This window comes from Streptomyces sp. AMJ-169 (genome assembly GCF_055597585.1).
Genome location: NZ_JBVLTJ010000007.1, coordinates 383393 through 406908, shown reverse-complemented (window position 1 = coordinate 406908; position 23516 = coordinate 383393). Strand labels below are relative to the sequence as shown.

The 23516-nt window shown below is 72.3% G+C and carries 21 protein-coding genes and 1 pseudogene; 14 read left to right on the top strand and 8 right to left on the bottom strand.

Annotated elements, in window-relative coordinates:
• Nucleotides 1-62: 62 nt before the first annotated feature.
• Nucleotides 63-302 carry a DUF397 domain-containing protein gene (locus tag ACYUD3_RS20210; RefSeq protein WP_470971777.1) on the top strand — a complete coding sequence of 80 codons (240 nt, stop codon included), beginning with the start codon at nucleotides 63-65 and terminating at the stop codon, nucleotides 300-302.
• Nucleotides 303-450: 148 nt separating this feature from the next.
• Nucleotides 451-948, top strand: a complete 498-nt coding sequence (locus ACYUD3_RS20205) for a hypothetical protein (protein WP_470971775.1) — start codon at nucleotides 451-453, stop codon at nucleotides 946-948.
• 18 nt (nucleotides 949-966) lie between these two features.
• Here ACYUD3_RS20205 and ACYUD3_RS20200 read toward each other — a convergent pair whose 3' ends face one another.
• Both ACYUD3_RS20200 and ACYUD3_RS20195 read right to left on the bottom strand, forming a co-directional pair.
• Nucleotides 967-2919: an N-acetylmuramoyl-L-alanine amidase gene (locus tag ACYUD3_RS20200; RefSeq protein ID WP_470971773.1), complete on the bottom strand. Its 1953-nt coding sequence runs from the start codon at nucleotides 2917-2919 to the stop codon at nucleotides 967-969.
• A gap of 178 nt (nucleotides 2920-3097) precedes the next feature.
• Nucleotides 3098-4222, bottom strand: a complete 1125-nt coding sequence (locus ACYUD3_RS20195; RefSeq protein WP_470971771.1) for an aminoglycoside phosphotransferase family protein — start codon at nucleotides 4220-4222, stop codon at nucleotides 3098-3100.
• 232 nt (nucleotides 4223-4454) lie between these two features.
• Between ACYUD3_RS20195 and ACYUD3_RS20190 the strand changes: the two genes are divergently transcribed.
• Nucleotides 4455-5954 (top strand): DNA-binding protein NsdB, encoded by a 1500-nt coding sequence (locus ACYUD3_RS20190; RefSeq protein WP_470971770.1) that lies wholly within the window; start codon nucleotides 4455-4457, stop codon nucleotides 5952-5954.
• A gap of 59 nt (nucleotides 5955-6013) precedes the next feature.
• On the opposite strand, the gene ACYUD3_RS20185 is transcribed toward ACYUD3_RS20190, so the two are convergent.
• Entirely contained in the window at nucleotides 6014-7360 is a 1347-nt protein-coding gene (locus tag ACYUD3_RS20185; protein WP_470971769.1) for a PP2C family protein-serine/threonine phosphatase, read from the bottom strand.
• Nucleotides 7361-7636: 276 nt separating this feature from the next.
• The gene (locus ACYUD3_RS20180) at nucleotides 7637-9274 is read right to left on the bottom strand and encodes an alpha/beta hydrolase (RefSeq protein WP_470971767.1); all 1638 of its coding nucleotides are present in this window, start codon (nucleotides 9272-9274) and stop codon (nucleotides 7637-7639) included.
• Between the two features lie 243 nt (nucleotides 9275-9517).
• Here ACYUD3_RS20180 and ACYUD3_RS20175 point away from each other — a divergent pair, with 243 nt between their 5' ends.
• Together ACYUD3_RS20175 and ACYUD3_RS20170 are read left to right on the top strand one after the other, a co-directional pair.
• Entirely contained in the window at nucleotides 9518-10210 is a 693-nt protein-coding gene (locus tag ACYUD3_RS20175) for a chaplin (protein WP_470971766.1), read from the top strand.
• 159 nt (nucleotides 10211-10369) lie between these two features.
• Entirely contained in the window at nucleotides 10370-11146 is a 777-nt protein-coding gene (locus ACYUD3_RS20170; protein WP_470971764.1) for a GNAT family N-acetyltransferase, read from the top strand.
• 196 nt (nucleotides 11147-11342) lie between these two features.
• Here ACYUD3_RS20170 and ACYUD3_RS20165 read toward each other — a convergent pair whose 3' ends face one another.
• Nucleotides 11343-11600 (bottom strand): GlsB/YeaQ/YmgE family stress response membrane protein, encoded by a 258-nt coding sequence (locus ACYUD3_RS20165; protein WP_470971763.1) that lies wholly within the window; start codon nucleotides 11598-11600, stop codon nucleotides 11343-11345.
• Between the two features lie 225 nt (nucleotides 11601-11825).
• On the opposite strand from ACYUD3_RS20165, the pseudogene ACYUD3_RS20160 reads away from it, so the two are divergent.
• Together ACYUD3_RS20160 and ACYUD3_RS20155 are read left to right on the top strand one after the other, a co-directional pair.
• Nucleotides 11826-12764 (top strand): annotated as a pseudogene (locus tag ACYUD3_RS20160) (hydrolase); the annotation flags it as partial.
• Between the two features lie 109 nt (nucleotides 12765-12873).
• Nucleotides 12874-13314 carry an SRPBCC domain-containing protein gene (locus ACYUD3_RS20155; RefSeq protein WP_470971761.1) on the top strand — a complete coding sequence of 147 codons (441 nt, stop codon included), beginning with the start codon at nucleotides 12874-12876 and terminating at the stop codon, nucleotides 13312-13314.
• Nucleotides 13315-13343: 29 nt separating this feature from the next.
• Here ACYUD3_RS20155 and ACYUD3_RS20150 read toward each other — a convergent pair whose 3' ends face one another.
• Nucleotides 13344-13784, bottom strand: a complete 441-nt coding sequence (locus tag ACYUD3_RS20150; RefSeq protein WP_470971760.1) for an SPW repeat protein — start codon at nucleotides 13782-13784, stop codon at nucleotides 13344-13346.
• 79 nt (nucleotides 13785-13863) lie between these two features.
• Nucleotides 13864-14772, bottom strand: coding sequence for a LysR family transcriptional regulator (locus ACYUD3_RS20145; protein WP_470971759.1), 909 nt, complete (start codon nucleotides 14770-14772; stop codon nucleotides 13864-13866).
• 138 nt (nucleotides 14773-14910) lie between these two features.
• Between ACYUD3_RS20145 and ACYUD3_RS20140 the strand changes: the two genes are divergently transcribed.
• The 6 genes from ACYUD3_RS20140 to ACYUD3_RS20115 all read left to right on the top strand — a co-directional run bounded on the left by ACYUD3_RS20140 (nucleotide 14911) and on the right by ACYUD3_RS20115 (nucleotide 20489).
• Nucleotides 14911-14994 (top strand): putative leader peptide, encoded by an 84-nt coding sequence (locus ACYUD3_RS20140; protein ID WP_350284076.1) that lies wholly within the window; start codon nucleotides 14911-14913, stop codon nucleotides 14992-14994.
• A 124-nt stretch (nucleotides 14995-15118) separates the two neighbouring features.
• Nucleotides 15119-16237, top strand: a complete 1119-nt coding sequence (gene sfnG / locus ACYUD3_RS20135; RefSeq protein WP_470971757.1) for a dimethylsulfone monooxygenase SfnG — start codon at nucleotides 15119-15121, stop codon at nucleotides 16235-16237.
• Between the two features lie 30 nt (nucleotides 16238-16267).
• Nucleotides 16268-17467 carry an acyl-CoA dehydrogenase family protein gene (locus ACYUD3_RS20130; protein WP_470971756.1) on the top strand — a complete coding sequence of 400 codons (1200 nt, stop codon included), beginning with the start codon at nucleotides 16268-16270 and terminating at the stop codon, nucleotides 17465-17467.
• Nucleotides 17468-17505: 38 nt separating this feature from the next.
• Entirely contained in the window at nucleotides 17506-18060 is a 555-nt protein-coding gene (ssuE, locus tag ACYUD3_RS20125) for an NADPH-dependent FMN reductase (protein ID WP_470971754.1), read from the top strand.
• On the top strand, nucleotides 18060-19244 hold the full coding sequence (locus tag ACYUD3_RS20120) for an SfnB family sulfur acquisition oxidoreductase (protein ID WP_470971753.1): 1185 nt from the start codon (nucleotides 18060-18062) through the stop codon (nucleotides 19242-19244). The genes ssuE and ACYUD3_RS20120 overlap by 1 nt, the downstream gene beginning before the upstream one ends.
• Nucleotides 19245-19346: 102 nt before the next feature.
• Nucleotides 19347-20489 carry an LLM class flavin-dependent oxidoreductase gene (locus ACYUD3_RS20115; RefSeq protein WP_470971751.1) on the top strand — a complete coding sequence of 381 codons (1143 nt, stop codon included), beginning with the start codon at nucleotides 19347-19349 and terminating at the stop codon, nucleotides 20487-20489.
• Nucleotides 20490-20862: 373 nt separating this feature from the next.
• On the opposite strand, the gene ACYUD3_RS20110 is transcribed toward ACYUD3_RS20115, so the two are convergent.
• Nucleotides 20863-21879, bottom strand: coding sequence for an acyl-CoA dehydrogenase family protein (locus tag ACYUD3_RS20110; RefSeq protein ID WP_470971749.1), 1017 nt, complete (start codon nucleotides 21877-21879; stop codon nucleotides 20863-20865).
• A 257-nt stretch (nucleotides 21880-22136) separates the two neighbouring features.
• On the opposite strand from ACYUD3_RS20110, the gene ACYUD3_RS20105 reads away from it, so the two are divergent.
• Nucleotides 22137-23462: an aldehyde dehydrogenase family protein gene (locus tag ACYUD3_RS20105; RefSeq protein ID WP_470971747.1), complete on the top strand. Its 1326-nt coding sequence runs from the start codon at nucleotides 22137-22139 to the stop codon at nucleotides 23460-23462.
• Nucleotides 23463-23516: the final 54 nt, after the last annotated feature.

The window sequence follows — 23516 nt, the reverse complement described above, 5'->3', positions numbered from 1 at the left end:
TCGGCGCCTGCGGCCGATCGCTAGGCTGGCCCGCGGACGACGGAACCGGGAGGAGCACGGACGTGGCCGAGAGCACCATCCAGCAGCCGTTCGCGGGCTGGGACAAGCCGGAACTCGATCTGAGCAAAGCCGAGTGGCAGCCCGGAAGCCGCGGGCGGGGGGATGTCCAGATCGCCTTCGTCGAGGGATTCATCGCGATGCGCAACAGCGGCCGGCCCGAGAGCCCGTCCCTGATCTTCACGCCCGCGGAGTGGGGCGCGTTCGTGTCGGGGGCCCGCGAGGGCGAGTTCGACCTCACCTGACAGGACGGGGCGGGCCCACGGGGTCCGCCCCCGCGCGAAGTTCGCCCCGAGATGTCCATACCGCTCACCTGAGCCGACCCGCTTTTCTGCCGGAGGTCCGGGGGTTGCCCCCAGGGAAGACACAGCGGCAACCCCGTACGATGGCCGTATGTCGTTCCTCCGCCGCCGCAGCGCGACCCCCGCCGGGCCTGAATTCGACGTACTGGCCATGGACCCGGGCGACTGGCCCGGGAACCTCGGCGCCGGTCTCCTCCCCGCCCCGGACGGCACCTGCCAGGGCGTCTTCCTGCGCTACGACCTCTTCGGCGGGCGCGGCCCCGCGATGATCATCGGCAACCTCCCCGAGGGCTCCCCGGCCCGCGAGACCGCCGACGGCGAGATCCCCTTCGAGGTCGCCCAGCTGCTCCTCGCGCTGGAGAACGACGAGGAGGTCACCGTCACCGGCACCGAGGACATCCCCGTCATGCAGGGCGACAACCTCCTCATCGTGCGCCGCCTGAAACTCTCCGAAGGCCGCATCTCCTGCGTCCAGTTCGACCGCAGCGACAACGTCCTGGTGACCATCGCCGCCTGGGACCGCCCCATCACCGACGACCTCTACGCCCTGCTGAAACCACTCCCGGCGGAGCTCTTCCAGCAGGGCTGAGACAGCAGGGCTGAGCGGCTACTTCCGGACCGACGGCACCACATCCACATCGGCCGCGCGCACGAACGCGACCCGGTGCCCGTACTGGATCTCGTAGTACACGTCCTTGCCGGTGACGACCCGGTGCGCGGCGGTGTCGAAGGTCACCGAGTAGAAGTACTCGGACGGCACCTTCGCACCGACCACGTACGCCTGCCCCCGCGGCAGCGTGTACGGCAGCGGCGACACCTCCTGCACGGGGACGCCCTTCGGATACGCGGACGCCTCCGGGTAGGCCCGCCCGTACACCGGCACCGAGGCCCGTCCCGGCTTCGCCACCGCGACGAGCCCCGCCGAGCGCACGGCCGCCGCCCCCTTGTCCGGGTTCTTGAACCAGGCCTTCTGCCCGAGGTACCAGATCGCCGTCCAGTCACCCCGCCGGTCCGCGACGGCGTAGCTCTGGCCCGTCGAGACGCGCGACGACAGGTCGTTGACACCGGTCGTGGGCGCCGTACCGATCCCGATGTCCTTGACCAGCGGGTACGAATCGCCGGGCCCCGAGTACAGCCGGACCTCGCTGGAGCCGTGCGCCGCGCAGGGCTCGCCCTTGGTCTCGCAGCCCGTGTACACCGGCCGGTTCGCCGCGTAGTCGGGGCGGATCGTCACCAGTCCGCCCAGCTGGCTCTGGTCCGCGCGGATCGGGGCGCCCAGCAGCTCGAAGTAGTGCCGCCAGTCCCAGTACGGGCCCGGGTCGGTGTGCATCCCCGGGATCGTCGACGCCGTCGTGCCGGGCACGTTGTCATGGCCCAGGATGTGCTGCCGGTCCAGCGGGATGTCGAACCGCGCCGCCAGATAGCGCACCAGGCGGGCCGAGGCGCGGTACATCGCCTCCGTGTACCAGGCGTCCGGGCGGGCCAGGAAACCCTCGTGCTCCAGGCCGACCGAGCGCGCGTTGACGTCCCAGTTGCCCGCGTGCCAGGCCACGTCCTTCGTCCTCACGTGCTGCGCGATGTGACCGTCCGTCGAACGCAGCGTGTAGTGCCACGACACGTACGTCGGGTCCTGGATCAGGTTCAGGACCCCGGCCCAGGCGCCCTCCGTGTCATGGATGACGATGTACCGGATTCTCTGGGACGCCGGGCGGTCCGCCAGATCGTGGTTGCCGTAGTCGTTGTTCCCGAACTGCTGGTAGGGCGCCGGGATCCACTCGCAGGACACCTTCGCCGGGCACTCCGTGCCGTCCGCCGCCGACGCCCGCAGCCCCGAGTGCGCCAGCTGCGCCCGCTCGGGCCGCACATCGGGACGCGCGGCCAGCGCCACCCGCTCACCGGAGTCCGTCGCCCGCTCCTCGCCGGCGCGCAGCACCTCGTACACGTCATCCGCGTACGCGGCGGCGGTCGCCGTGTCGTCGGCGCCGGAGAAGCGGGCCACCGCGCCGTACCACTGCGCCGGGTCCGCGCTCAGGGGTTCGCCCAGGTCGTGCTGGGCGTCGGCCAGGAGGGCGGCGCCGCCCTCGATGTTCGCCGCCGGGTCCGAGCGCAGGGCGTCGGCGCTCAGACCGGTCAGGCCCGCCGCCTTGTTCAGGGTCGTCAGACGGGGCGGCAGGCCCTCCGCCGGGGTCGGGCGCTCGGTGAGGTCCAGGGCGGCGCGGGCGCTGTCGCCGCGCGGGTCCTCGGTGCCCCTGGTGTGATGCTGGCCGGCCGCCGCGAGCGCCGTGCGGGCGTCCGTCAGGTGCATCGGGCCGTAGCCGCCGGTCACGCTCGGCGCGCCCGCGTGGGTGTCCCAGCGGGACTGGAGGTAGGAGACGGCCAGCAGGACGCTGCGCGGCACGTGATAGGCGCCGGCCGCCTCGGTGAACGCCTCCTGGAGCGGGTGGCGCGGCGCCGCCGGGGCCGGGGCGGCGCCCAGCAGCGGCAGCAGCAGAGCCGCCGACGCGAGGGCGCCGGCGGCTCGGGGGACACGTCTGGAACGGGCGGGGGAAGGTGGGCGCACGAGGGGTCTCCTGTGGGGATCGGGGAGCGGACACGGCTTTCGTACCGATGAGCCGACAGTCCGTCAAGCATGCCCGTACACAGGTGGTTCGCCCTGATTCGCCGCGCCTGTCATCTCTTCAGGGACCGCGGGCGCGCCGCCGCTCTGGCGCGCCCGCGGCCCCTGCCGCCAGGTGGTCTCAGCGGGTGCCGACCGCCGCGCGCACGGCACCCCGGGCGAGCTGCGCGTCGTCGTGCAACCGGCGCAGCAGCAGCCGCTGTTCCTCGCCCGACGGCAGGGCGCCCGGGTGGGCGGAGACCGGGGGCGGGTCGTTCAGGGCGCGCTGCACCGCCGTCTCGTAGGTCCGGATCTCCCGCGTCAGCACCAGCATCAGATTGACCAGGAACGCGTCGCGCGCCGCCGGGCCCGCCGCCTGGGCGAGCTGGCTGATGTGCCGGCGGGCCTCCGGGTCCGCGCCCAGCACCGACCACAGCACCGCCAGGTCGTAGCCCGGCAGGTACCAGCCCGCGTGCTCCCAGTCGACCAGCACCGCGCCCGCCGGGGACAGCAGCATGTTCGACAGCAGCGCGTCACCGTGGCAGAACTGGCCCATCCCCTGCCGGCCCGCGGTCTGCGCGATGCCGTGCAGCAGCTTCTGGAGGTCACCGAGGTCGCGGTCGGTGAGCAGCCCCAGCTCGTGGTCGCGGCTGATGCGGGCCGCGTAGTCCAGCGGCGCGTCGAACGTGCCGGCCGGGGGCCGCCAGGTGTTCAGCCGGTAGATCGCGCCCAGCGCCGCCCGCACGTCCTGGCGCGGCGGCGGCTCGACGGGGTGGCGCTGGAGGGCCGCCACCCGGCCCGGCATCCGCTCGATGACGAGGACGCCCGCCTCCGGGTCGGCCGCGATCAGCCGCGGCGCCCGCACCGGCGGCCGGTGCCGGACGAACGTGCGGTAGGCCGCTATCTCGTGCCGGCTGCGCTCGGTCCACACCGGCGAGTGGTCCAGTAAACACTTCGCGACGGCCGGCTTGCGCCCCGTCGTACCGACGAGCAGCACCGAACGGCCGCTGCGGCGCAGCACCTGCACGGGAGCGAACTCCGGGCAGATCCGGTGCACCGCCGCGATCGCCGCGCGCAACTGCGTGCCCTGGGGGCCGGACAAGTCGAGTCTCCCGCTGAGCGGAGGGGTACCGGCGCCCGCCGGACGGCGGGGCCGGCCCACGCCCGGAGCGCCGGCCGCGGGCCGGGAGGGGTCCAGGAAGGGGCCGCTCTGGCGGGGGTACGGCGGCCGTGGCGGGGCGGACACGGAGGACGATGCTGCGTACATGGGAGGACAGATCCCTTCGTGTGCCTGCGACGACAGTGCGCCTCCCGGCCCGGCCGCCGGGTGCACCCTGGGGAGTGTTCCCCGGGCGGCCGGGTCGGGGTGGCGCTTTCCTACCTGACACCCGGACGGCGGTGGCACACCATGTGGCGGACCCTGGCGAACCCTGGCGAATAGTCGCCCGGCAAGAAACCCCGGGCTACTGTCAACTCAGCCGAGAACCTGGGGGCTTGACGTGAGCGGAGAACCCAACACCCGCCTGGCGGACCTGTTCGGCCTGGCCGGCTGGTCCAAGGGCGAACTCGCGAGACTGGTGAACCGGCAGGCGGCGGCCATGGGCCACCCCCAGCTGTCCACCGACACCTCGCGGGTGCGGCGGTGGATCGACACGGGCGAGATCCCGCGCGATCCGGTGCCGCGGGTGCTGGCGGCCCTGTTCACCGAGCGTCTCGGCCGTGTCGTGACCATCGAGGACCTCGGTCTGGTCCGGCACGGGCGCCCGGGGAAACGGCTGAGCGGCGGGAGCGCGGAGCGCCCCGACGGGGTGCCGTGGACGCCCGACCGGACGGTCGCGTTCCTCACCGAATTCACGGGAATGGACCTCATGCTCAACCGACGCGGCCTGGTGGGCGCGGGCGCCGCGCTCGCCGCGGGCTCCGCCCTCAGCACAGCCATGTACGACTGGCTGCACACCGACCCCATCCTCTCCGCCGATGCCCCCGTACTCGACCACCCGACGAACGTCGACCCCGCCGGATTCGACCGCTACGAGGCCGCCCCCATCGGGGCCGAGGAGATCGAGGCGCTGGAACGCTCCGTGGAGGTGTTCCGCGCCTGGGACGCCGCCCGCGGCGGCGGCCTCCAGCGCAAGGCGGTGGTCGGCCAGCTCAACGAGGTGGGCGGTATGCTCGCCTACCGCCACCCCCCGCACCTCCAGCGCCGCCTGTGGGGCGTCGCCGCCAACCTCGCCGTCCTCGCCGGCTGGATGTCCCACGACGTCGGCCTCGAACCCACCGCCCAGAAGTACTTCCTCATCGCCGCGCACGCGGCCCGCGAGGGCGGCGACCGCCCCCGCGCCAGTGAGGCACTGTCGCGCGCGGCCCGCCAGATGATCCACCTGAACCGGCCCGGCGAAGCCCTCGACCTGATGAGACTGGCCCAGTCCGGCGCGGGACCCGACACCCTGCCGCGCACCCGGGCCATGTTCCGCACCGTCGAGGCCTGGGCGCTCGCCGCCGAGGGCAAGGGCCAGGCCATGCGCCGCACCCTCGGCGAGGCCGAGGAGCTCTTCGCCGCCGACAAGGGCGACGTACCCCCGCCGAGCTGGATGCAGCTGTTCAACGAGGCGGACCTGTACGGCATGCAGGGCCTCGCCTACCGCACGCTCGCCGAGCACGAGCCGGGCGCCGCCGGGCAGGCGCGCTACTTCGCCGACCGGGCCATCGCGCTGCGCGGCGACCCCCAGCAGCGGTCGAAGATCTTCGACTACCTGTCGGTCGCCTCCGCCGCCTTCATCGAGGGCGCCCCAGACCGGGGCGAGCACTACGCCCGGCTCGCGCTCGCCTCCATGGGCGCCAACTCCTCGCTGCGCACCTGGGACCGGCTCGCCGACATGTACCGGCTCACCGCGCGGTACGCGGGCGATCCGAAGGTCAGCGCCCTGCGGGAGGAGATCAAGCAGGCGCTGCCGAGGTCGAAGGGGGGACGGGGAGGGGGGGCTTCGGGGCTGGCATAGGGCTACGACGGCTCTGTGGGGCTGCGGCTTTATGGCCTACGGCTTTATGGCCTACGGCTTTATGGCGTCACCCGCGCCGCCAGTACGCACGCCGCGTCCTCGCGGGTGGCGCCCGGCCCCTCGTGCGCCTCGGTCACCAGTGCGAGCAGTTCCCCTGCCGTCGCGGGCGGGGTCAGGGACAGTAAGGAGGCCGGGGAGGCGCCGGGCGGGAGGAGGCCGTCGGTGTGCAGGACCAGCAGGTCGTCCGGTTCCAGGAGGGCCGCCGACTCCTCGTACGCCGTGTCCGAACTGGTGCCCAGCAGCGGGGAGTTGGGGTGGCTCAGCAGGCTGCCCGTCCCGGACCGGTACAGCAGGGGGGTGCAGTCGCCCGCCTGGGACCAGGTCAGGGTGCGGGTCGCCGGGCGGTAGCGGCAGCAGACCGCGCTGCCCAGGGACGGGTGGGCGGTCGCTTCCAGGAGCTGGTTCAACAGGCCCATCAGACGGCCCGGTTCGGTCCCGGCCAGCGCCATCCCGCGCAGCGCGCCCAGCAGCATCGCCATCGTCGACGTCACCGCCGGACCCTGCCCGGTGAGCGAACCGACCGTCAACAGCAGGTCGCCGTCGGGGAGTTGGAGGGTGTCGTACCAGTCCGCGCCGATCAGTGAGCCGGCCGGTGCGGGCAGGTAGCGGGCGGCCACCTCCAGCGCGGCCGGGGACTGGCGCGGGAGCCGCAGGGAGCCGCGCCAGGGCGGTAGCACGGCCTCCTGCGACTCGACCGCGAGCCGCGTGCCGGACTGCGGACGCCGTCCTGTGGGGCGGTGCGAGTCACGGGTCTCGCTCACCGCCCGCTGACTGCGCCGCAGTTCGCTGACGTCGCGCAGCACCGCCCACATCGAGGCGGTGCAGCCGTCCGCGCCCAGCACGGGCTCGCCCATCATGTGCACGGCCCGGACCTCGCCGTCGGGCCGCACCACACGGAACTCACCGTCGATCGGCCGGGCGTCGACGAGACAGTCCGTGACCATCGCCGTCAGCTTCGGCCGGTCCTCCTCCAGCACCAGGGACGGCAGTTCGTCCAGCGTCAGCGCGGGCGTGGCCGGGTCGCGCCCGAGGATGCGGTGGAACTCCACCGACCACACGACGTCGTCGGTCAGCAGATTCCACTCCGCGCTGCCCACCTTGCTGAGCAGCGCCCCCCGCCGCGGCCCGGGGCCGTCCCGCAGCTGCGCCAAGTGGTCGTCCAGGTCGCTGAGCTGATGCAGCGCCAGGTCGTACAGCGCCCGCTCCCAGCGCCCGGCGCCGCGCGCGTCACGCCGGACGGCGTCCACGTCGCCCCGCAGCCGCCGCGCCTGCGTTATCAGCGCGTCGACCGCGCCGCGACCTGGCGGCTGGACGGCGGAGCGGTCCGCGGAGCGAGGGGACGACATGACGACTCCGATGCGGGGACGGTACGGGCCGGGGCTGCGGTCAGAAAGGGCCGTTACGACTGTTGCACAGCCCGCGACGCCGTGTAAGGGATTTGGCAAGACACCTTAAGGCGATGCGCCCGGCATATGCCACCGTCCCCGCGAGAGGCTGCGGAAACCAGCCATCCACCTGCGCTGGCGTGGCCAAATCGTAGACGGAGTACGGGAGTTGCGGGACGGAAGGGACAGGTGCACATGCCGTGCGACACGTGTTCCCATGCCCAGTGTCCGTACGATTCACCCGTCGTCACCGGAGCCGGAAGTGGGGTTTCCGGAGCCGGGGCTTCCGGAGCTTGGGTTGCCGGAGCCGCACGAGCTTCCGTCCGCCGGCAGTGCCCCGTCCCGCAGGAAGGCGTCCACGGTCCGGTGCACGCACTTCGACGACAGGTAACCCGTGTGCCCCTCGCCCCGGTTGTCGAGCACGACCGCCGAGGCCCCGAGCCGCGCCGCGGTCTCCGTCGTCCACCGGTACGGCGTCGCCGGGTCGCCGCGCGTGCCGACCAGCAGCATCTTCGGCGTGGGGACGTCCTTCACGCGCTCGCGGATGAAGTCGGTGCCCTTGGGGCGGCCGTAGCACATGAGGACCTCCGTCAGCCGGTAGTCGCCGAAGACCGGCGAGGCCTGCTCGAACGCGGTGCGCAGGGCGGGGAGTCCGGCGGTGATGCGGGCGGCGGAGGGGCGGTCGGGGTCGTCGGCGCAGTTGACCGCCATGAGGGCGGCGGTGAGGTTGTCGGCGGGGACGTTCTGGGGGTCGACCAGGGGGCTGTGGGCCTGTGGGGCAGGGGAGTTGGGGGTCAGGCCCAGGGAGGGTCCGGGCGCCTGGCCGCCGTTTGCCGCGAACGCCAGTACGCCGGTCGGGTCGTCGTAGTGGATCAGCCGGTCCAGGCCGCGGACCAGGCCCGGCCACCACTGGCGGCTGTACAGGGCCTGGGCGAAGGTGCCGACGAGGTCCTGGCCGGTGAACCGGCCGTCCAGGCCCAGGGGGACGGGGTGTGCGTCCATGGTGCGGATGAGGCGCAGGGTCTCGTCGCGGGCGGTGCGGGAGTCGTGGCCCAGGGGGCAGGTGGTGGCCTGTGTGTTCTTGGGGAGTCGCGCGCACCAGACCAGGAAGTCGTCCAGCGCGACCTGCTGTCCGGCCGCGCCCGCCTTGGCCTGTTCGGTCAGGGGTTCGGTGAGGGTGTCGACGCCGTCGAGGGCGAACCGGCCGACCCGGTGCGGGAATTGGGCCGCGTACACCGCGCCGAGCCGCGTTCCGTACGAGAAACCCAGGTAGTTGAGGCGGTCGTCGCCCAACGCGGCCCGGATCACGTCGAGATCGCGCGAGACGTCGACCGTTCCTATATGGGGGAGGACCGGGCCCGAGGCGCGGGCGCAGCGGGCGGCGGTCTCGCGGACCTGGGCGAGGAGGGTGACGGGGTCCGAGGGGTCGGCGGTGATGCCTTCGGTCGCGTTCCAGGTGCCGCAGGTCACCGGTGAGGAGCGGCCCACTCCGCGCGGGTCGAAGGAGACCACGTCGTAGTCGTTGGTGAGGTCGGCGAAGTTCTTCTCCGTGTACGCGAGTTGGGGGACGCCCGCGCCGCCCGGGCCGCCGAAGTTCAGGACCACCGAGCCCTTGCGCCGGCCGGTGGCCCGGTAGCGGGCGAGCGCCAGGTCGAGGGTGCCGGCGGCCGGGCGGGCGTAGTCGAGGGGGACGGTGACCTTGCCGCACTGGAGGTCCTTCGGGGCGGCGGGGTCGTCGCACACCGCCCACGCGACCTTCTGCCGGTAGAACCGCGCCAGATCGGGCCCGGCCCCGCCCGTCGCCGCCTGCGCCTGGCCTCCGGTGAGGCCGAGCACGACGGCGCCGGTCACCGCACAGCGTCTCCACGTCAGCATCGCTGCCTCCCACGGCCACGATAGGCGGGGGGCGGAAGGGGCGCCTCCGGGCGTGCGGAGGGGATGGGGCGGGGGTATATTGCACGGTTTTACGGCCAGTTCGACGAATCTGTCACTCGATGGGGTGGACGGCGGATCGGCCATAACTCCTATGGTTCGCCCGCGTTTTATCCGGTACGGGCGCGTGCCCGTGAACCGGTGCGGGGGGAGAACGCCCGCGCCCTCTTCGGAAGGCAGGGACCCATGAGACGGATGACCCGAAACGGTGTGATCGCGGTCGTGGCCGCCTCCGGCGCGATGGCCATGGCGATGCCCGCTTACGCGGACGCGTCGGCGGACGGCGCTACGGCCGACTCGCCCGGAGTGGTCGCCGGCAACACCATCCAACTGCCCGTGCACCTGCCGGTGAACGTGTGCGGCAACACCGTGAGCGTCGTCGGACTGCTGAACCCGGCGATGGGCAACCGGTGCGCCAACACGGACGACGGCAAGCCCGCGGCGGGGCAGCACAGCGGTGCCACGGCGCAGGGCGAGGCCGAGCACTCCCCGGGCGTCGTGTCCGGCAACGGCATCCAGCTGCCCGTGGACCTGCCGGTGAACGCCAGCGGCAACAGCGTGAACGTCGTCGGCGTCCTCAACCCGGTGTTCGGCAACGACGCGTTCAACGGCGGCCCGGTGGAGGCCGGGACGCCGCCGGTCACCCCGCCGGCCCCGGAGCCGCAGCACCCGCAGCACCCGCGGCCGCACCACCCGCCGGTCCAGCACGGCCCGCGCGAGTCGGCCCCGACGCCGTCCGAGGCCCAGGCGCCGGGCACGACCGCCTCGCTGGCCTCGACCGGCGCCGACGGCCAGCTCCCGGCGGCGATCGGCGCGGCGGCGCTGCTGCTGACGGGGACGGCGATGTACCGCCGCTTCCGCCCGGGCCGCAAGCCGTAGCGGACACCCGCCGGCGGTGTACGGACGTACATCGGGCGCCTTAGGAGAAGGCACCTAGGGCGCCGGGCCGCTCCGACCCGAGCCGGAGCGGCCCCCGGTGCTGTCCGGGCTCCCGCTAATTCTGTTGTGCCCGCCCCACCTGGGTGTTGGAGTGACCGTATGAACAATGCTGAAGTCCTGGACCTCTACGACCAGGAGATGCGCGTCGGCGCCCGTCCCGACGGCGCCGACGCCCGTGTCGAGCGCATCGGGAACCTGGTGCGGCAGGTGGCCGGGAAGGACGGCTGGTCCGCGGTGCTGTGGTCGCGGCTCGACGCGGCGGAGGCGGACGCGGTGATCGCCGAGCAGGTCGGGTATTTCCGGGAGCTGGGGCAGGAGTTCGAGTGGAAGACGTACTCCCATGACACGCCCGCCGACCTCGGGTCCCGGCTGCTCGCCGCCGGGTTGCGGGCCGAGCCCGCCGAGACGCTGCTGGTCGGGGCGACCGAGGACCAGCTGACCGGGGCGAAGGCGCCGGACGGGGTGCGGATCGTGGAGGTCACCGACGCGGCCGGGGTGGAGCTGATGGTCGAGGCCAACGAGAAGGCCTTCGACCACGACGGCTCCTTCCTGCGCGGCATGCTGCTCAGCCGGCTCGCCGAGGAGCCCGACGGCATCGTCGCCCTCGTCGCGATGGCCGGGGACGAGCCGGTCAGCTCCGCGCGGATGGAGATGGTGCCCGGCACCCGGTTCGCGGGGCTGTGGGGCGGCGGGACCGCGCCGGCCTGGCGGGGCAAGGGGATCTACCGGGCGCTGGTCGCCTACCGCGCCGAGATCGCGGCCGAACGGGGCTACCCGTACCTCCAGGTCGACGCCTCCGACGACAGCCGGCCCATCCTGGAGCGCCTCGGCTTCGCGCCGCTGGCGACGACGACCCCGTACATATGGACGCCGTGAGCACACCGGCCGGTCCATGGGCCCGCCGAGCCTTGAGGGGAGCCTGAGCGGCGGGCCCGCCGTCGGACCTGTGCGCGTCGGTCCAGCGTAGTGCGGACCGGGCGGCGGGGGAACGGCGCGAAGGGGGCGCCGTACGGGCGCGTGGGCGCGAGCCGCCGGACGCGCCCCCCAAGCCCGCCCGAAGCGAAGGCCCCCCTCAGCGCCGCGCCCGGTCCAGCCCCGCCACCCCCAGCGCCGCCAGCCCGATCTGGAGCAGCCACTCGATCCAGTCGACCCCCTTGGTGTCCTGGACGTGCAGCGCGTGGGCGATCGCGGAGCCGACGAGGGCGGCGGCGATGCCGACCAGGACGGTCCAGAAGATGCCGATGTGCTGCCGGCCGGGGACCACCAGCCGGCCCAGCACGCCGATGACGGCACCGATGACGATCGCGCTGACGATTCCTGAGATCTCCATGCTCACCCCTCTGCGGTCGGGACCTCTCGCGCTTACGGGTGCCCGCTGCGGGCGGAGGCAGTCCGGCGGGGGCGGGCGGTCCGGTTATTGCCTGTGATTGACGCCCCCTTGACCGTCTTGCCATGTACCTTTCAACCGCGCAACACGCGTAGAGCCACCGGTTTCTACGCGCGCAGACCCCCCACAGGTCCCGCTCTCCCCCCACCTTCCACGGAGGTACCACGGATGCTCGCATCCACCCGCTCCCGCCACCGCGCCCTCAGCGTGCTCGCCGCCCTCGGCCTGTTCACGACGGGCGCCGCGCTCCAGGTCACCACCGGCGCCACCCACGCCCACGCGGCCTCCACCTACCGTGTCCTGTTCGACGACGGCCACGCCGAGGAGGCCGGCAACGCGGACTGGATCATCTCCACCAGCAAGCCCGACCCGCTCGCCGAGGACTCCTCCCCCTCCAGCGAGACCGACTGGACCGGCGCCCTCTCCTCCTGGGGCGTCGCCCTCCAGCAGACCGGCGACTACAGCCTGAAGACGGCCACCAGCGCCCTCACCTACGGCGGCTCGTCCGCGCTGGACCTGAAGAACTTCGACGCGGTGGTCCTGCCCGAGCCCAACACGCTGTTCACGACCGCCGAGAAGACGGCCCTCATGAACTTCGTGAAGAACGGCGGCGGCCTCTTCATGATCTCCGACCACACCGGCGCCGACCGCAACAACGACGGCTACGACGCGGTCAAGATCCTCAACGACCTGATGACGAACAACAGCGTCGACAGCAACGACCCGTTCGGCTTCTCCGTCGACTCGCTGAACATCAGCTCCGGCTACCCGGCGGCCATCAGCGACTCGACCAACGCGGTGCTGCACGGCTCCTTCGGCACGGTCACCAAGAGCCTCATCGCCAACGGCACCACCGCCACCCTCAAGCCCGCGGACAACTCCAGCGTCAAGGGCCTGCTCTACCGCTCGGGCTACTCGGGCAACACCGGCGCCTTCTTCCTGACCTCGACCTACGGCAGCGGCCGGGTCGCGTTCTGGGGCGACAGCTCGCCCATCGACGACGGCACCGGCCAGTCCGGCAACACCCTCTACGACGGCTGGAACGACACCGGCGCGACCAACGCGGCGCTCGCCCTCAACGCGACGGCGTGGCTGGCGCACGCCAGCTGAACAGGGCGCTGGTGCGGCGGGGCGGTCCCGGATCGGACCGCCCCGTTTGCGTTCCCCGTCAGGGCCGGTGCTCCATAGGAGGGGACACCGTCGAGCCGGGGAAGCCATGGACTTCAGTCACGTCATCTACATCGCGGGCGGCGCCGAACGCGTCTGGGACGCCCTCACCGACTCCCGCCGCACCGCCGAGTACTGGGGACACTCCAACGTCTCCGACTGGCGGGAGGGCAGCGGCTGGGCGCACGTGCGCACCGACGGCTCCGGCATCGCCGACGTCGCCGGGAGCGTCGTCCACAGCGAACGCCCGACCCGGCTGGTCACCACCTGGGCCGAGCCCGGGGACGAGGAGCGGGAGACGCGGGTGAGTTTTCTGCTGCGGGAGTACGAGGGGATCGTGCGGCTCACCGTCCGTCATGAAGGGCTGGCCGGGGAGAAGGAGTACGCCCAGGTCGCGCTCGGGTGGCCGGCGGTGCTGTCCAATCTCAAGACGCTGCTGGAGACCGGGCGGCCCCTGCCGTGGGAGCCCTGGACGGTTCCCGCGGACTGAAGGCCGGCCGGTCTCCTTCGAGTGGGTGGTCAGTGCTTCGGGGTGCTCCTCATCGCCGTCGCGGCGCACACCACCCCCAGGACGATCGCCAGCGCGCCGATGATGATGTTGTTCAGCTTGACCCCGGTGTCGGGGCTGGAGCCGACGACCCACGGGGCGATGATCATCCACACGCCCACCGCGCACATGGCCCAGCTCAGGCCGTACATCCGCGCGGGTGCGGCCGTGAAGCCGAGGCCCAGCAGGGCGATGGCGATGCCCACGATCAGGTTGTGGGTCATCAGCGCGGACTGGTTCGCGGTGTAGTGGAGTATCCACGGGGACACGGCGCAGTACAGACCGAGCAGGAACACCGGTCCGTCCACGAGCGCCACGTCACGGCCGCCGAGCATACGGGCGTAGCGGTCCCGCATCTCGGAGACATCGGGGTGGGAGGATATGTCACCTCTGGTGGGCGAGACGTTGGCCATGGTTCGTCTCCTTCGACGTGCAGGCGACCGCGTGGGTGCGGATGGCGCCCCTCTAGTTCATTTTGCTCCCATTGGGAGATTATGTGTAGTTTTTGTTTTTCTGGGCCGTCCGTACGAACACGTCGTGCAGATCCCGCGCCGCCCGCGCCGCGATGTCCGCCTTGCGCTGCCGCAACATCAGCAGCACCCCCGGCACCGCCCCCGCCACCGGCCGGTAGGTGATCGCCCCGCACCGTTCCAGCGGGTCCCCGGCCACGCTGAAGTCCGGCAGCACCGTCGCCCCCAGCCCCTCCGCGACCATCAGCTTGCCCATCTCGGCCCCGTCGGTGGAGTACGCGAAGCACGGTCCAGGACCGCCGAGCAGCCGGTGTACATAGCGGTGCATGACGTACCCCGAGCGCATCCCGATCAGCGGTACGTCCGCCAGGTCGTCCGCCGTCACCTCGGTCAGCGCCGCCAGTGGACTGTCCGGGCGCACGCACACCACCGGGCGCCCCCGCAGCAGCCGGGTCGAGGTGAACTCGGCCGGCATGTCGTCACCCTCCAGATGATTGACGAGACCCAGGTCGAACCCCCCTTCCAGCAAAGCCCGGTGGATGTCGGACTGCTGTGCGCCCACCACCTCCACCTGCGTCAGCGGATGCGCCCGCCGAAACTCCCGCACCGCCGGGATCAACAGCGGGACCGTCGCCGCGTTCACCGTCCCGACCCGCACCATCCGGCTGATCCGGTGCTGCTCACCGGCCGCCTCCCGCAGCCGGTCCACCGCGTCCAGCACCCCGATGATGTGCGGCAGCAGCTCACGGCCCGACGCGCTCATCGTCGCCCCCGACCGCTTGCGCTCCAGCAGGTCGACGCCCAGCTCACGCTCCAGATTGCGCACCGTCTCGCTCAACGCGGGCTGGGAGAGCCGCAGTTCCTCCGCCGCCCGGCGCAGCGAGCCGAGCCGGGTGACCGCCGCGATGTATTCCAGCTGTTCCGTCCGCATGCCCGGCAGAATGCGGGCCCATTCCCGGCCGGTTCAAGGGTTTCCCTGTCACACCTTCGTGAAATTCAATGGTCCGCGATCCGAGACCGGTCGGGTTTTCCTTGACGGCCCCGACGGACGGCTGCCACGATCGGGGACATGAAGATGCGACTGGACCTCACGCGGCGACGCCACGTCGACCTCGCGCGCGTCTCCAGCGCCTCCTGTCGCGCCGCGGCCTGATCAACTCCCTTTCCGGATCGGCTGATCCGCCGCGTTTTCGCTGAGCACCGCCTGAATTCCGTGCCCCCGCGCCCCTTTTGAATTCGGCCTGCCTGAAAACCCCCGCACGCCACAGGAGTCACGCATGCCCGCGCCCGAATCCCTTTCACCCGAGCCCGTCAAATTCGCCTACTGGGTCCCCAACGTCAGCGGCGGACTCGTCACCAGCCGCATCGAGCAGCGCACCGACTGGGGCTACGACTACAACCGCGAACTCGCCGTCCTCGCCGAGAACAACGGCTTCGAGTACGCCCTCAGCCAGGTCCGCTACATGGCCAGCTACGGCGCCGAGTTCCAGCACGAGTCGACCAGCTTCTCCCTCGCCCTGCTGCTCGCCACCCAGCGCCTCAAGGTCATCGCCGCCGTCCACCCCGGCCTCTGGCACCCCGGCGTCCTCGCCAAACTCGGCGCCACCGCCGACCACTTGTCGAACGGCCGGTTCGCCGTGAACGTCGTCTCGGGCTGGTTCAAGGGCGAGTTCACCGCGCTCGGCGAACCCTGGCTGGAGCACGACGAACGCTACCGCCGCGCCGAGGAGTTCATCACCGCGCTGCGCAGCATCTGGACCGAGGACCACACCGAACTCGCCGGTGACTTCTACCGGTTGCGGGACTTCTCGCTCAAGCCCAAGCCCCTCAACACCCCCGAGCGCCCGCACCCCGAGATCTTCCAGGGCGGCAACTCCACCGCCGCGCGCGCCATGGCGGGCCGTGTCTCCGACTGGTACTTCTCCAACGGCAAGGACTACGACGGAGTCACCGAGCAGCTCGCCGACATCCGCGCCTCCGCCGCCCAAGTGGGCCGCCCGGCACCGAAGTTCGGCCTCAACGGCTTCCTCATCGCCCGCGACACCGAGGCCGAGGCCCGCGACACGCTCCGCGAGATCGTCGCCAACGCCGACCGCGAGGCCGTGGAAGGCTTCGGCGCGGCCGTGAAACAGGCCGGCCAGTCCACCGCCGACAAGAAGGGCATGTGGCAGGACTCGGCCTTCGAGGACCTGATCCAGTACAACGACGGCTTCCGCACCGGGCTCATCGGCACCCCGGAGCAGATCGCCGAACGCATTGTCGCCTACAAGCGGTTGGGCGTCGACCTTTTCCTGCTCGGCTTCCTCCACTACCACGAGGAGGTCGAGTACTTCGGCAAGCGGGTGCTGCCGCTCGTCCGGGAACTCGAAGCGCAGAGCGTTCCCGTCCCCGCCTGAACACCCCCTCGCCGAAAGGATTTTGACGTCATGAGCACTCGCTGGACCACCACGCTCAGCACCGCCGACCAGTGGATCGCCCGCGCCGCCGAGGTCGCCGCCGTCCTCGCCACCGACGCCGCCGCCCGCGACAAGGCCGGCGCCACCCCGCACCCGGAAGTACAGCTCCTCAAGGACGCAGGGCTCGTCACCCTGCTCGGCCCCGTGGAACACGGCGGCGCCGGCCAGGACTGGACGACCGCCTACCGCGTCGTCCGCGAGATCGCCAAGGCCGACGGGTCCATCGGGCAGCTGCTCGGGTACCACTACCTGTGGTTCTGGGCCGCCCGGCTGGTCGGCACCCGCGAGCAGTGGGAGCACGTCGAGGCCGAGGCCAGCAGGCAGCGCTGGTTCTTCGGCGGCGCCGTCAACCCGCGCGACCAGGATGTCGTCGTCACCGAGGACGGCGACGACCTCGTCTTCACCGGCCGCAAGACCTTCTCCACCGGCAGCAAGGTCTCCGACGTGACCGTCCTCGAAGGCGTCCTGGAGGGCACCGAGGACCACGTCTTCGCGATCGTCCCCTCCGGCAGCGCGGGCCTCACCTTCCACGACGACTGGGACAACATCGGCCAGCGCCTCACCGAGTCCGGCGGTGTCACCCTCGACGGCGTACGCACCCCCTGGGCGTCGGCCGCCGGCTACACCGGCAAGGTCTTCCGGCCCCGCGTCTACAACACCCTCAACGTCCCCACCATCCAACTCGTCTTCGTCAGCTTCTACTTGGGCATCGCGGCCGGCGCCCTGGAGACCGCCGCCGGCTACACCCGCACCAAGTCCCGCCCCTGGCTGCACGGCGGCCACGACCGCGCCGCCGACGAGCCCCACGTCATCGACACCTACGGCGACCTCACCGCCAAGCTCTGGGCCGTCGAGGCCCTCGCCGACGCGGTCGCCCTGGAGGGACAGCAACTGCACGACGACCCCGACGCCGTCACCCCCGAGACCCGGGGCGCCTTCGAGGTACGGGTCGCCGCGGTCAAGGCCAGGGCCACCGACGTCGCCCTGGAGATCACCAGCCGCGTCTTCGAGGTCACCGGCGCCCGCGCGACGGCCTCCGCCGAAGGGCTCGACCGGTTCTGGCGCAACGTCCGCACGCACACCCTGCACGACCCGGTCGCCTACAAGCGGCGCGAGGTGGGCCGCTGGGTGCTGGACGCCGAACTGCCCGAGCCCACCTGGTACTCCTGACCGCCCGCCCCGTCCCGAACAGCCTGAAAGAGGACCGCATGGCCACCGTCCTGTCCGTCTCCGGCAGCCCGTCCCCCTCCTCCCGCACCGGCCGCCTGCTGCGCCACCTCGACCAGCGGCTGACCGCCCAGGGCCACCAGGTCATCCCGCTCGACGTCCGCACGGTCCCCGCCGAGGCCCTGCTCGGCGCCGACTTCAAGCACCCGGCGATCGTCGAGGCCACCGAACTCTTCGCCCGCGCCGACGGCGTCGTCGTCGCCACCCCCGTCTACAAGGCGTCCTACTCCGGCGTCCTCAAGGCGCTCCTCGACCTGCTGCCGCAGTACGCGCTGACCGGCAAGACCGTCCTGCCGCTCGCGACCGGCGGCTCCACCGCGCACGTCCTCGCGCTCGACTACGCGCTGCGGCCGGTGCTCAACTCGATGGGCGCCGCGCACATCGTGCAGGGCTGGTTCACCCTCGACAAGGACATCACCGCCCACGACGACGGCTCGGTGACGGTCGCCCCCGCCGCCGCCGAGGCCCTGGGCCAGGTCGTCGACCAGTTCTCCGCCGCCCTCGGCCGCACCCCGTACCTGGCGGCGGCCAGCTGATGAGCGCGAAGGTGATCACCGGCGAGGCGGAGGCACTGGAGACCGCGCGGGCGCTCGCCGCCGGGTTCCGCGCGGGCGCCTCCGCCCGCGACACCGAACGCCGCCTGCCCCACGAGGAGTTGGACCGCCTCTCGGAGTCGGGCCTGCTCGCGGTGACGGTCCCGGCGGACCACGGCGGCGCCGACGTCAGCGCCTCGGCGCTCGCGGAGATCTTCCGCCTCCTGGCCACGGCCGACGGCAGCCTCGCCCAGATCCCGCAGAGCCACTTCGCCTACGTCAATGTGATCCACCGTCAGGGCACCGACGAGCAGCGGAAGTTCTTCTACGCCGAACTCCTCGCCGGCCGCCGCTTCGGCAACGCCCAGTCCGAGGCGGGCACGAAACACGTCCAGGACTTCCGCACCCGCCTGACCCGGAACCCGGACGGCTCCTACACCCTGACCGGCACCAAGAACTACTGCACCGGCGCCCTGTTCGCCCACTGGATACCGGTGCTGGCCCGCGCCGACGACGAGAAACTGCACGTGGCGTACGTCCCGAGCGACGCCCCCGGTCTGACGGTGACCGACGACTGGGACGGCCTCGGCCAGCGGACGACGGCCAGCGGCACCGTGCACCTCGACGGCGTGCGTGTCCCCGCGGACCGGGTGCTGCCCCATCACCTCACCTTCGAGGGGCCCCAACTCCACGGCGCCTGGGCCCAGTTGCTGCACGCCGCGATCGACGCCGGGATCGCGGGCGGGGCGCTCGCACAGGCCGTGGAGTTCGTGCGGACCAAGAGCCGGCCCTGGTTCGAGAGCGGCTTCGAGACCGCCGCCGAAGACCCGCTGCTCATCCAGCGGTTCGGGGAGCTGGCGGTCCAAGTGCGGGCGGCCGAGGCGCTGTTGAAGGAGGCGGGGCGGGCGGTCGACGCGGCGGGAGCTTCGCTCACCGACTCCGCTGCCGCCGAGGCGTCGATCGCGGTCGCCGCGGCGAAGGTCACCGCGGCGCAGGCGGCCGTGGAGGTGGCGAGCGCGCTCTTCGAGGTGTCCGGCACCCGCTCGGCTCTCAACTCCCTCAATCTGCACCGGCATTGGCGTGACGCGCGGACGCATACGCTGCATGATCCGACGCGCTGGAAGGTGCAGCACATCGGCCGGTACGTATTGAACGGCACGCGTCCGCCGCGCAATGGCCTGCTCTGAAGGGCCTGTTCGAACCGGCTCGCTCTGAACGGGCTTGCTCTGGACCGGAGTGTTTCGAACCGGCCTGCTCTGAACCGGCGTTCTCTGATCGGAGACCCCCACATGTCCCTGACCTTCCACTGGTTCCTCCCGACCAACGGCGACAGCCGTCATGTCGTCGGCGGCGGCCACGGCACCCCGGCGACCGCCTCCGGACGGGACCGGCCGCCCACGGTCGCCTACCTCAGCCAGATCGCCCGCGCCGCCGAAGACCTCGGTTTCGTGGGGGCGTTGACCCCGACCGGCGCCTGGTGCGAGGACGCCTGGCTCACCACCGCCATGGTCAGCCAGAACTCCGAGCGCCTGAAGTTCCTCGTCGCCTTCCGCCCCGGCTTCGTCTCACCCACCCTCGCGGCCCAGATGGCGTCCACGTTCCAGCGGCAGACCGGCGGCCGGCTCCTGCTCAACGTCGTCACCGGCGGCGAGAGCCACGAGCAGCGGGCCTACGGGGACTTCCTCGACAAGGACGACCGCTACCGTCGTACCGGTGAATTCCTGCAAGTCGTACGGGAGTTGTGGGAAGGGAAGTCCGTCGATCTGAAGGGGGAGCACCTTCAGGTGGAGGACGCGAAGCTGGCGCGGGTGCCCGATCCGGTTCCCGAGGTGTACTTCGGCGGCTCCTCGCCCATCGCCGGGGAGATCGCCGCCAAGTACGTGGACGTGTACCTCACTTGGGGCGAGCCGCCGGCCCAGGTCGCCGAGAAGATCGAGTGGATCAGGGGCCTCGCGGCGCGGCACGGCCGCACCCTGCGCTTCGGCATCCGGCTGCACGTCATCACCCGCGACACCTCGGCGGCGGCCTGGGCCGAGGCCGAACGCCTCCTGGAGGGCTTCGACCCCGAGACGGTCCGGTCGGTCCAATCGGGCCTCGCGCGCAGCGAGTCGGAGGGCCAGCAGCGGATGCTGGCGCTGCACGGCGGCAGCCGGGACGGCCTGGAGATCCACCCCGGCCTGTGGGCGGGCATCGGCCTGGTACGCGGAGGCGCGGGAACGGCCCTGGTCGGCTCCCACGCAGAGGTGGCGGCCCTGATCAAGGAGTACGCGGCCCTGGGCATCGAGGAGTTCGTCCTCTCCGGGTATCCGCACCTGGAGGAGGCGTACTGGTTCGGAGAAGGGGTGCTGCCGCTGCTGGCGGCGGAGGGGGTGTGGCGGCATCCGGCGGGGGAGCGGGGGGTGGTTGCGGCGCAGGTGCCGTTTGCGGGGTGAGGAGGCGGGTGCCGTGGGGCTTGTGCGGAGGGGGCGGCCTTCGCTGCTGAAGGGGCGGCTGCCGGTGGGCGGTGGCTTCGCGTCGGCTGGACGGGCTGAGCCGCTGGCTGTGACCGGGGGGTTGCGGCGCGCCGGAGTCCGCGGCTGCGCCGGTCGGTTCGGCGCGTCGGCGTCTCCCGCTGTGCCTGCCGGATCGGCTGTTGCTGTGTCCGCCGGGTCGGCTCGGCGTGCCGGTGTCTTCGCCCGCGTCCGCCAGGCGGCCCCAGCGCGTAGGTGTCTTTGCCCGCGTCCGCCAGGCCGCCCCAGCGCGTAGGTGTCTTCATCCGCGCCCGCCGGGCCGGTTCGGCATGCCCCGCCGGCGCCCCCGTCCGCCTCACCCCGCCAACGCCTCCAGCTGCCCCCGCCGGGACTCCTTCGTCTGGGCCTGTACCAGCATGAACAGGCCCTCTCGGGCCAGCCGTTGGGCTCGGTTGTCCAGCAGCATCGTCCGGCCGCCGCCTGTCACCACCGCGGCTGTGGTGGCGGAGCGCAGGAGTTCGAACGCGCGGATCTTCCAGACCAGCCGTTCCGCGGGATCGGCGGCAGGGTCGTCCGCCAACGCGTACGCGGCCTCGCGGACCTCGGCGAGCCGGGCCCGCAGCGGGGCTGCCGTCTCCTCGTCCACCGCCTCCAGCGCCGCCCCCGCGATCCCGAACACCGCCGGGTTCGCGTTCGCCGCCTTCGCCCGGTCGGCCCGCGCCCACTCCTCGTACGGCACCCGCAGCGCCACCGCCTCCCCGGGCAGGAACAGGCCGTCCAGCTCCAGCGAGACGGTCCGGGCGGCGCCGAGCGCGGCGAGCCGCAAGGGGGCCGAGGCCCGCAGACCGGGCTGCTCCGCCGCCTGCGTGAACGCGAAGACGACCTCCCCGGCGTCACTCACCCCGGCCAGCAGCATGACGTCGTTGAGCCCCCACCCGGTGTACCAGGGGACGGCCCCGTCGAACCGCACCCCGCCCGGCGCCGCCGCCACCCGCACCGGCCGCTGCGGGTACGAGCGGAGGTGGGCGTAGGCGACCCCGGCCAGCAGCTCACCCCGGGCCAGCGGCCCCAACAGCCGTTCCCTGGCCGCCGGTTCACCCTTCACCAGCGTCTGCACCGGCGTCTGGTGCTGGGTCTGCACGAACCAGGTCGAGCAGCAGGCGCCGGCGAGGATCTCGGCGCTCTCGCGGACCACCGACGCGGGCGCGCCGCTGCCGCCGTACGCCACGGGCGCGCTCACCCCGAGCAGACCTGACCGCTTGACCGCCTCGATGTGGGAGTGGGGGACGCCTTCTTGGTCGACGCGTTCGGCGTGCGGGGCGAGGAGGTCGGCGGCGAGGCGGCGGGCTGTGGTGAGGAGGGGGTGCGTCATATGGGGATTCTCGCGGGTGGGTGTCGGCGGGTCTTGAGTGGCGGGCTGTACGCCACCCGGCGCGGGCCCGGACCGCTCGGCTGCCCCGCGCGCTCACCCCGGGCAGGCCCGCACCGTTCGCCCGCCCCGCGCCCCGTGACCTCCGTGTCGCCGACAGTAGTCACTCCGCCCGGGAATGTATCGTGGCCGCGAATTAGTTGCCGTATACATCTGACCTAGGGCTCATGCGGCCCGCATACCAGCAGTGAGGCACCACCGTGACCACCGCCACCGCCCCCGAGCGCCCCGCCGACATCGTCGCCCGGCTGCGCGCCGCCTTCCGTACCGGCCGTACCAAGCCCCTCGCCTGGCGCACGGAGCAGCTGGACCGCCTGCGGGCGATGCTCACCGAGCGGGGCGGCGAACTGGCCGCCGCCCTCCACGCCGACCTCGGCAAGAGCAGCACCGAGTCCTACCGCACCGAGATCGACTTCACGGTCCGGGAGATCGACCACACGCTGGAACACCTGGCCGGCTGGCTGACCCCCGAGCCCGCGCCGGTCCCCGCGCACCTCGGCCCCGACGCGACCGCCCGCACCCAGTACGACCCCCTGGGCGTCGTCCTGATCATCGCCCCCTGGAACTACCCGGCGCAGCTCCTGCTGGCCCCGCTGGTCGGCGCGCTCGCGTCCGGTGACGCGGTCGTCGTCAAGCCCAGCGAACTGGCCCCGGCGACCTCCGCCGCGCTGGCCCGGCTGCTGCCGGCGTACCTCGACACCGAGGCGGTCGCCGTCGTCGAGGGCGGCGTCCCGGAGACGACGGCGCTGCTCGCCGAGCCGTTCGACCACATCTTCTACACCGGCAACGGCACGGTCGGCCGGATCGTCCTGCGCGCGGCGGCCGAGCACTTGACCCCGGTCACCCTCGAACTCGGCGGCAAGTCACCGGCGTTCGTGGACTCCACCGCCGACCTCCAGGTCGTCGCCGACCGCCTCGCGCGCGGCAAGTTCCTGAACGCGGGCCAGACTTGTGTCGCCCCCGACTACGTCCTGACCGACCCGGCGACCGCCGCCGCCCTGGAGCCGCTGCTCGCGAGCGCCGTCGAGAAGGCGTACGGCGCCGATCCGCAGACGTCCGGTGAGTACGGGCGGATCGTCAACGAGCGCCACTTCGACCGGCTGACGGGGCTGTTGGGCTCCGGCCGTGTCGTCGTCGGCGGTGCGCACGATCGCGCGGACAAGTACATCGCGCCGACCGTCCTCGCCGATGTCGACCCCGGGGCACCGGTCATGGCCGAGGAGATCTTCGGCCCGATCCTGCCGATCGTCACCGTCGAAGACCTCGACGCGGCACTGGAGTTCATCAACGACCGTGCCAAGCCGCTTGCCCTGTACGTCTTTTCGGAGTCCACCGAGACCCGCGCGCGGATCGCCGCCGAAACCTCCTCCGGCGGCCTCGGCTACGGCCTCCCGCTCGCCCATCTCACCGTCTCCGACCTGCCGTTCGGCGGGGTCGGCGAGAGTGGTATGGGTAATTATCACGGCCGCTACTCCATCGAGACTTTCAGTCACCGCAAGGCGATCCTGGACAAGCCGCTTGGGTGAGGGGGTGTGGTGGAGGTGCGGTTCGGTTGAACCGGGGTGTGCTGGGGGTGCCGG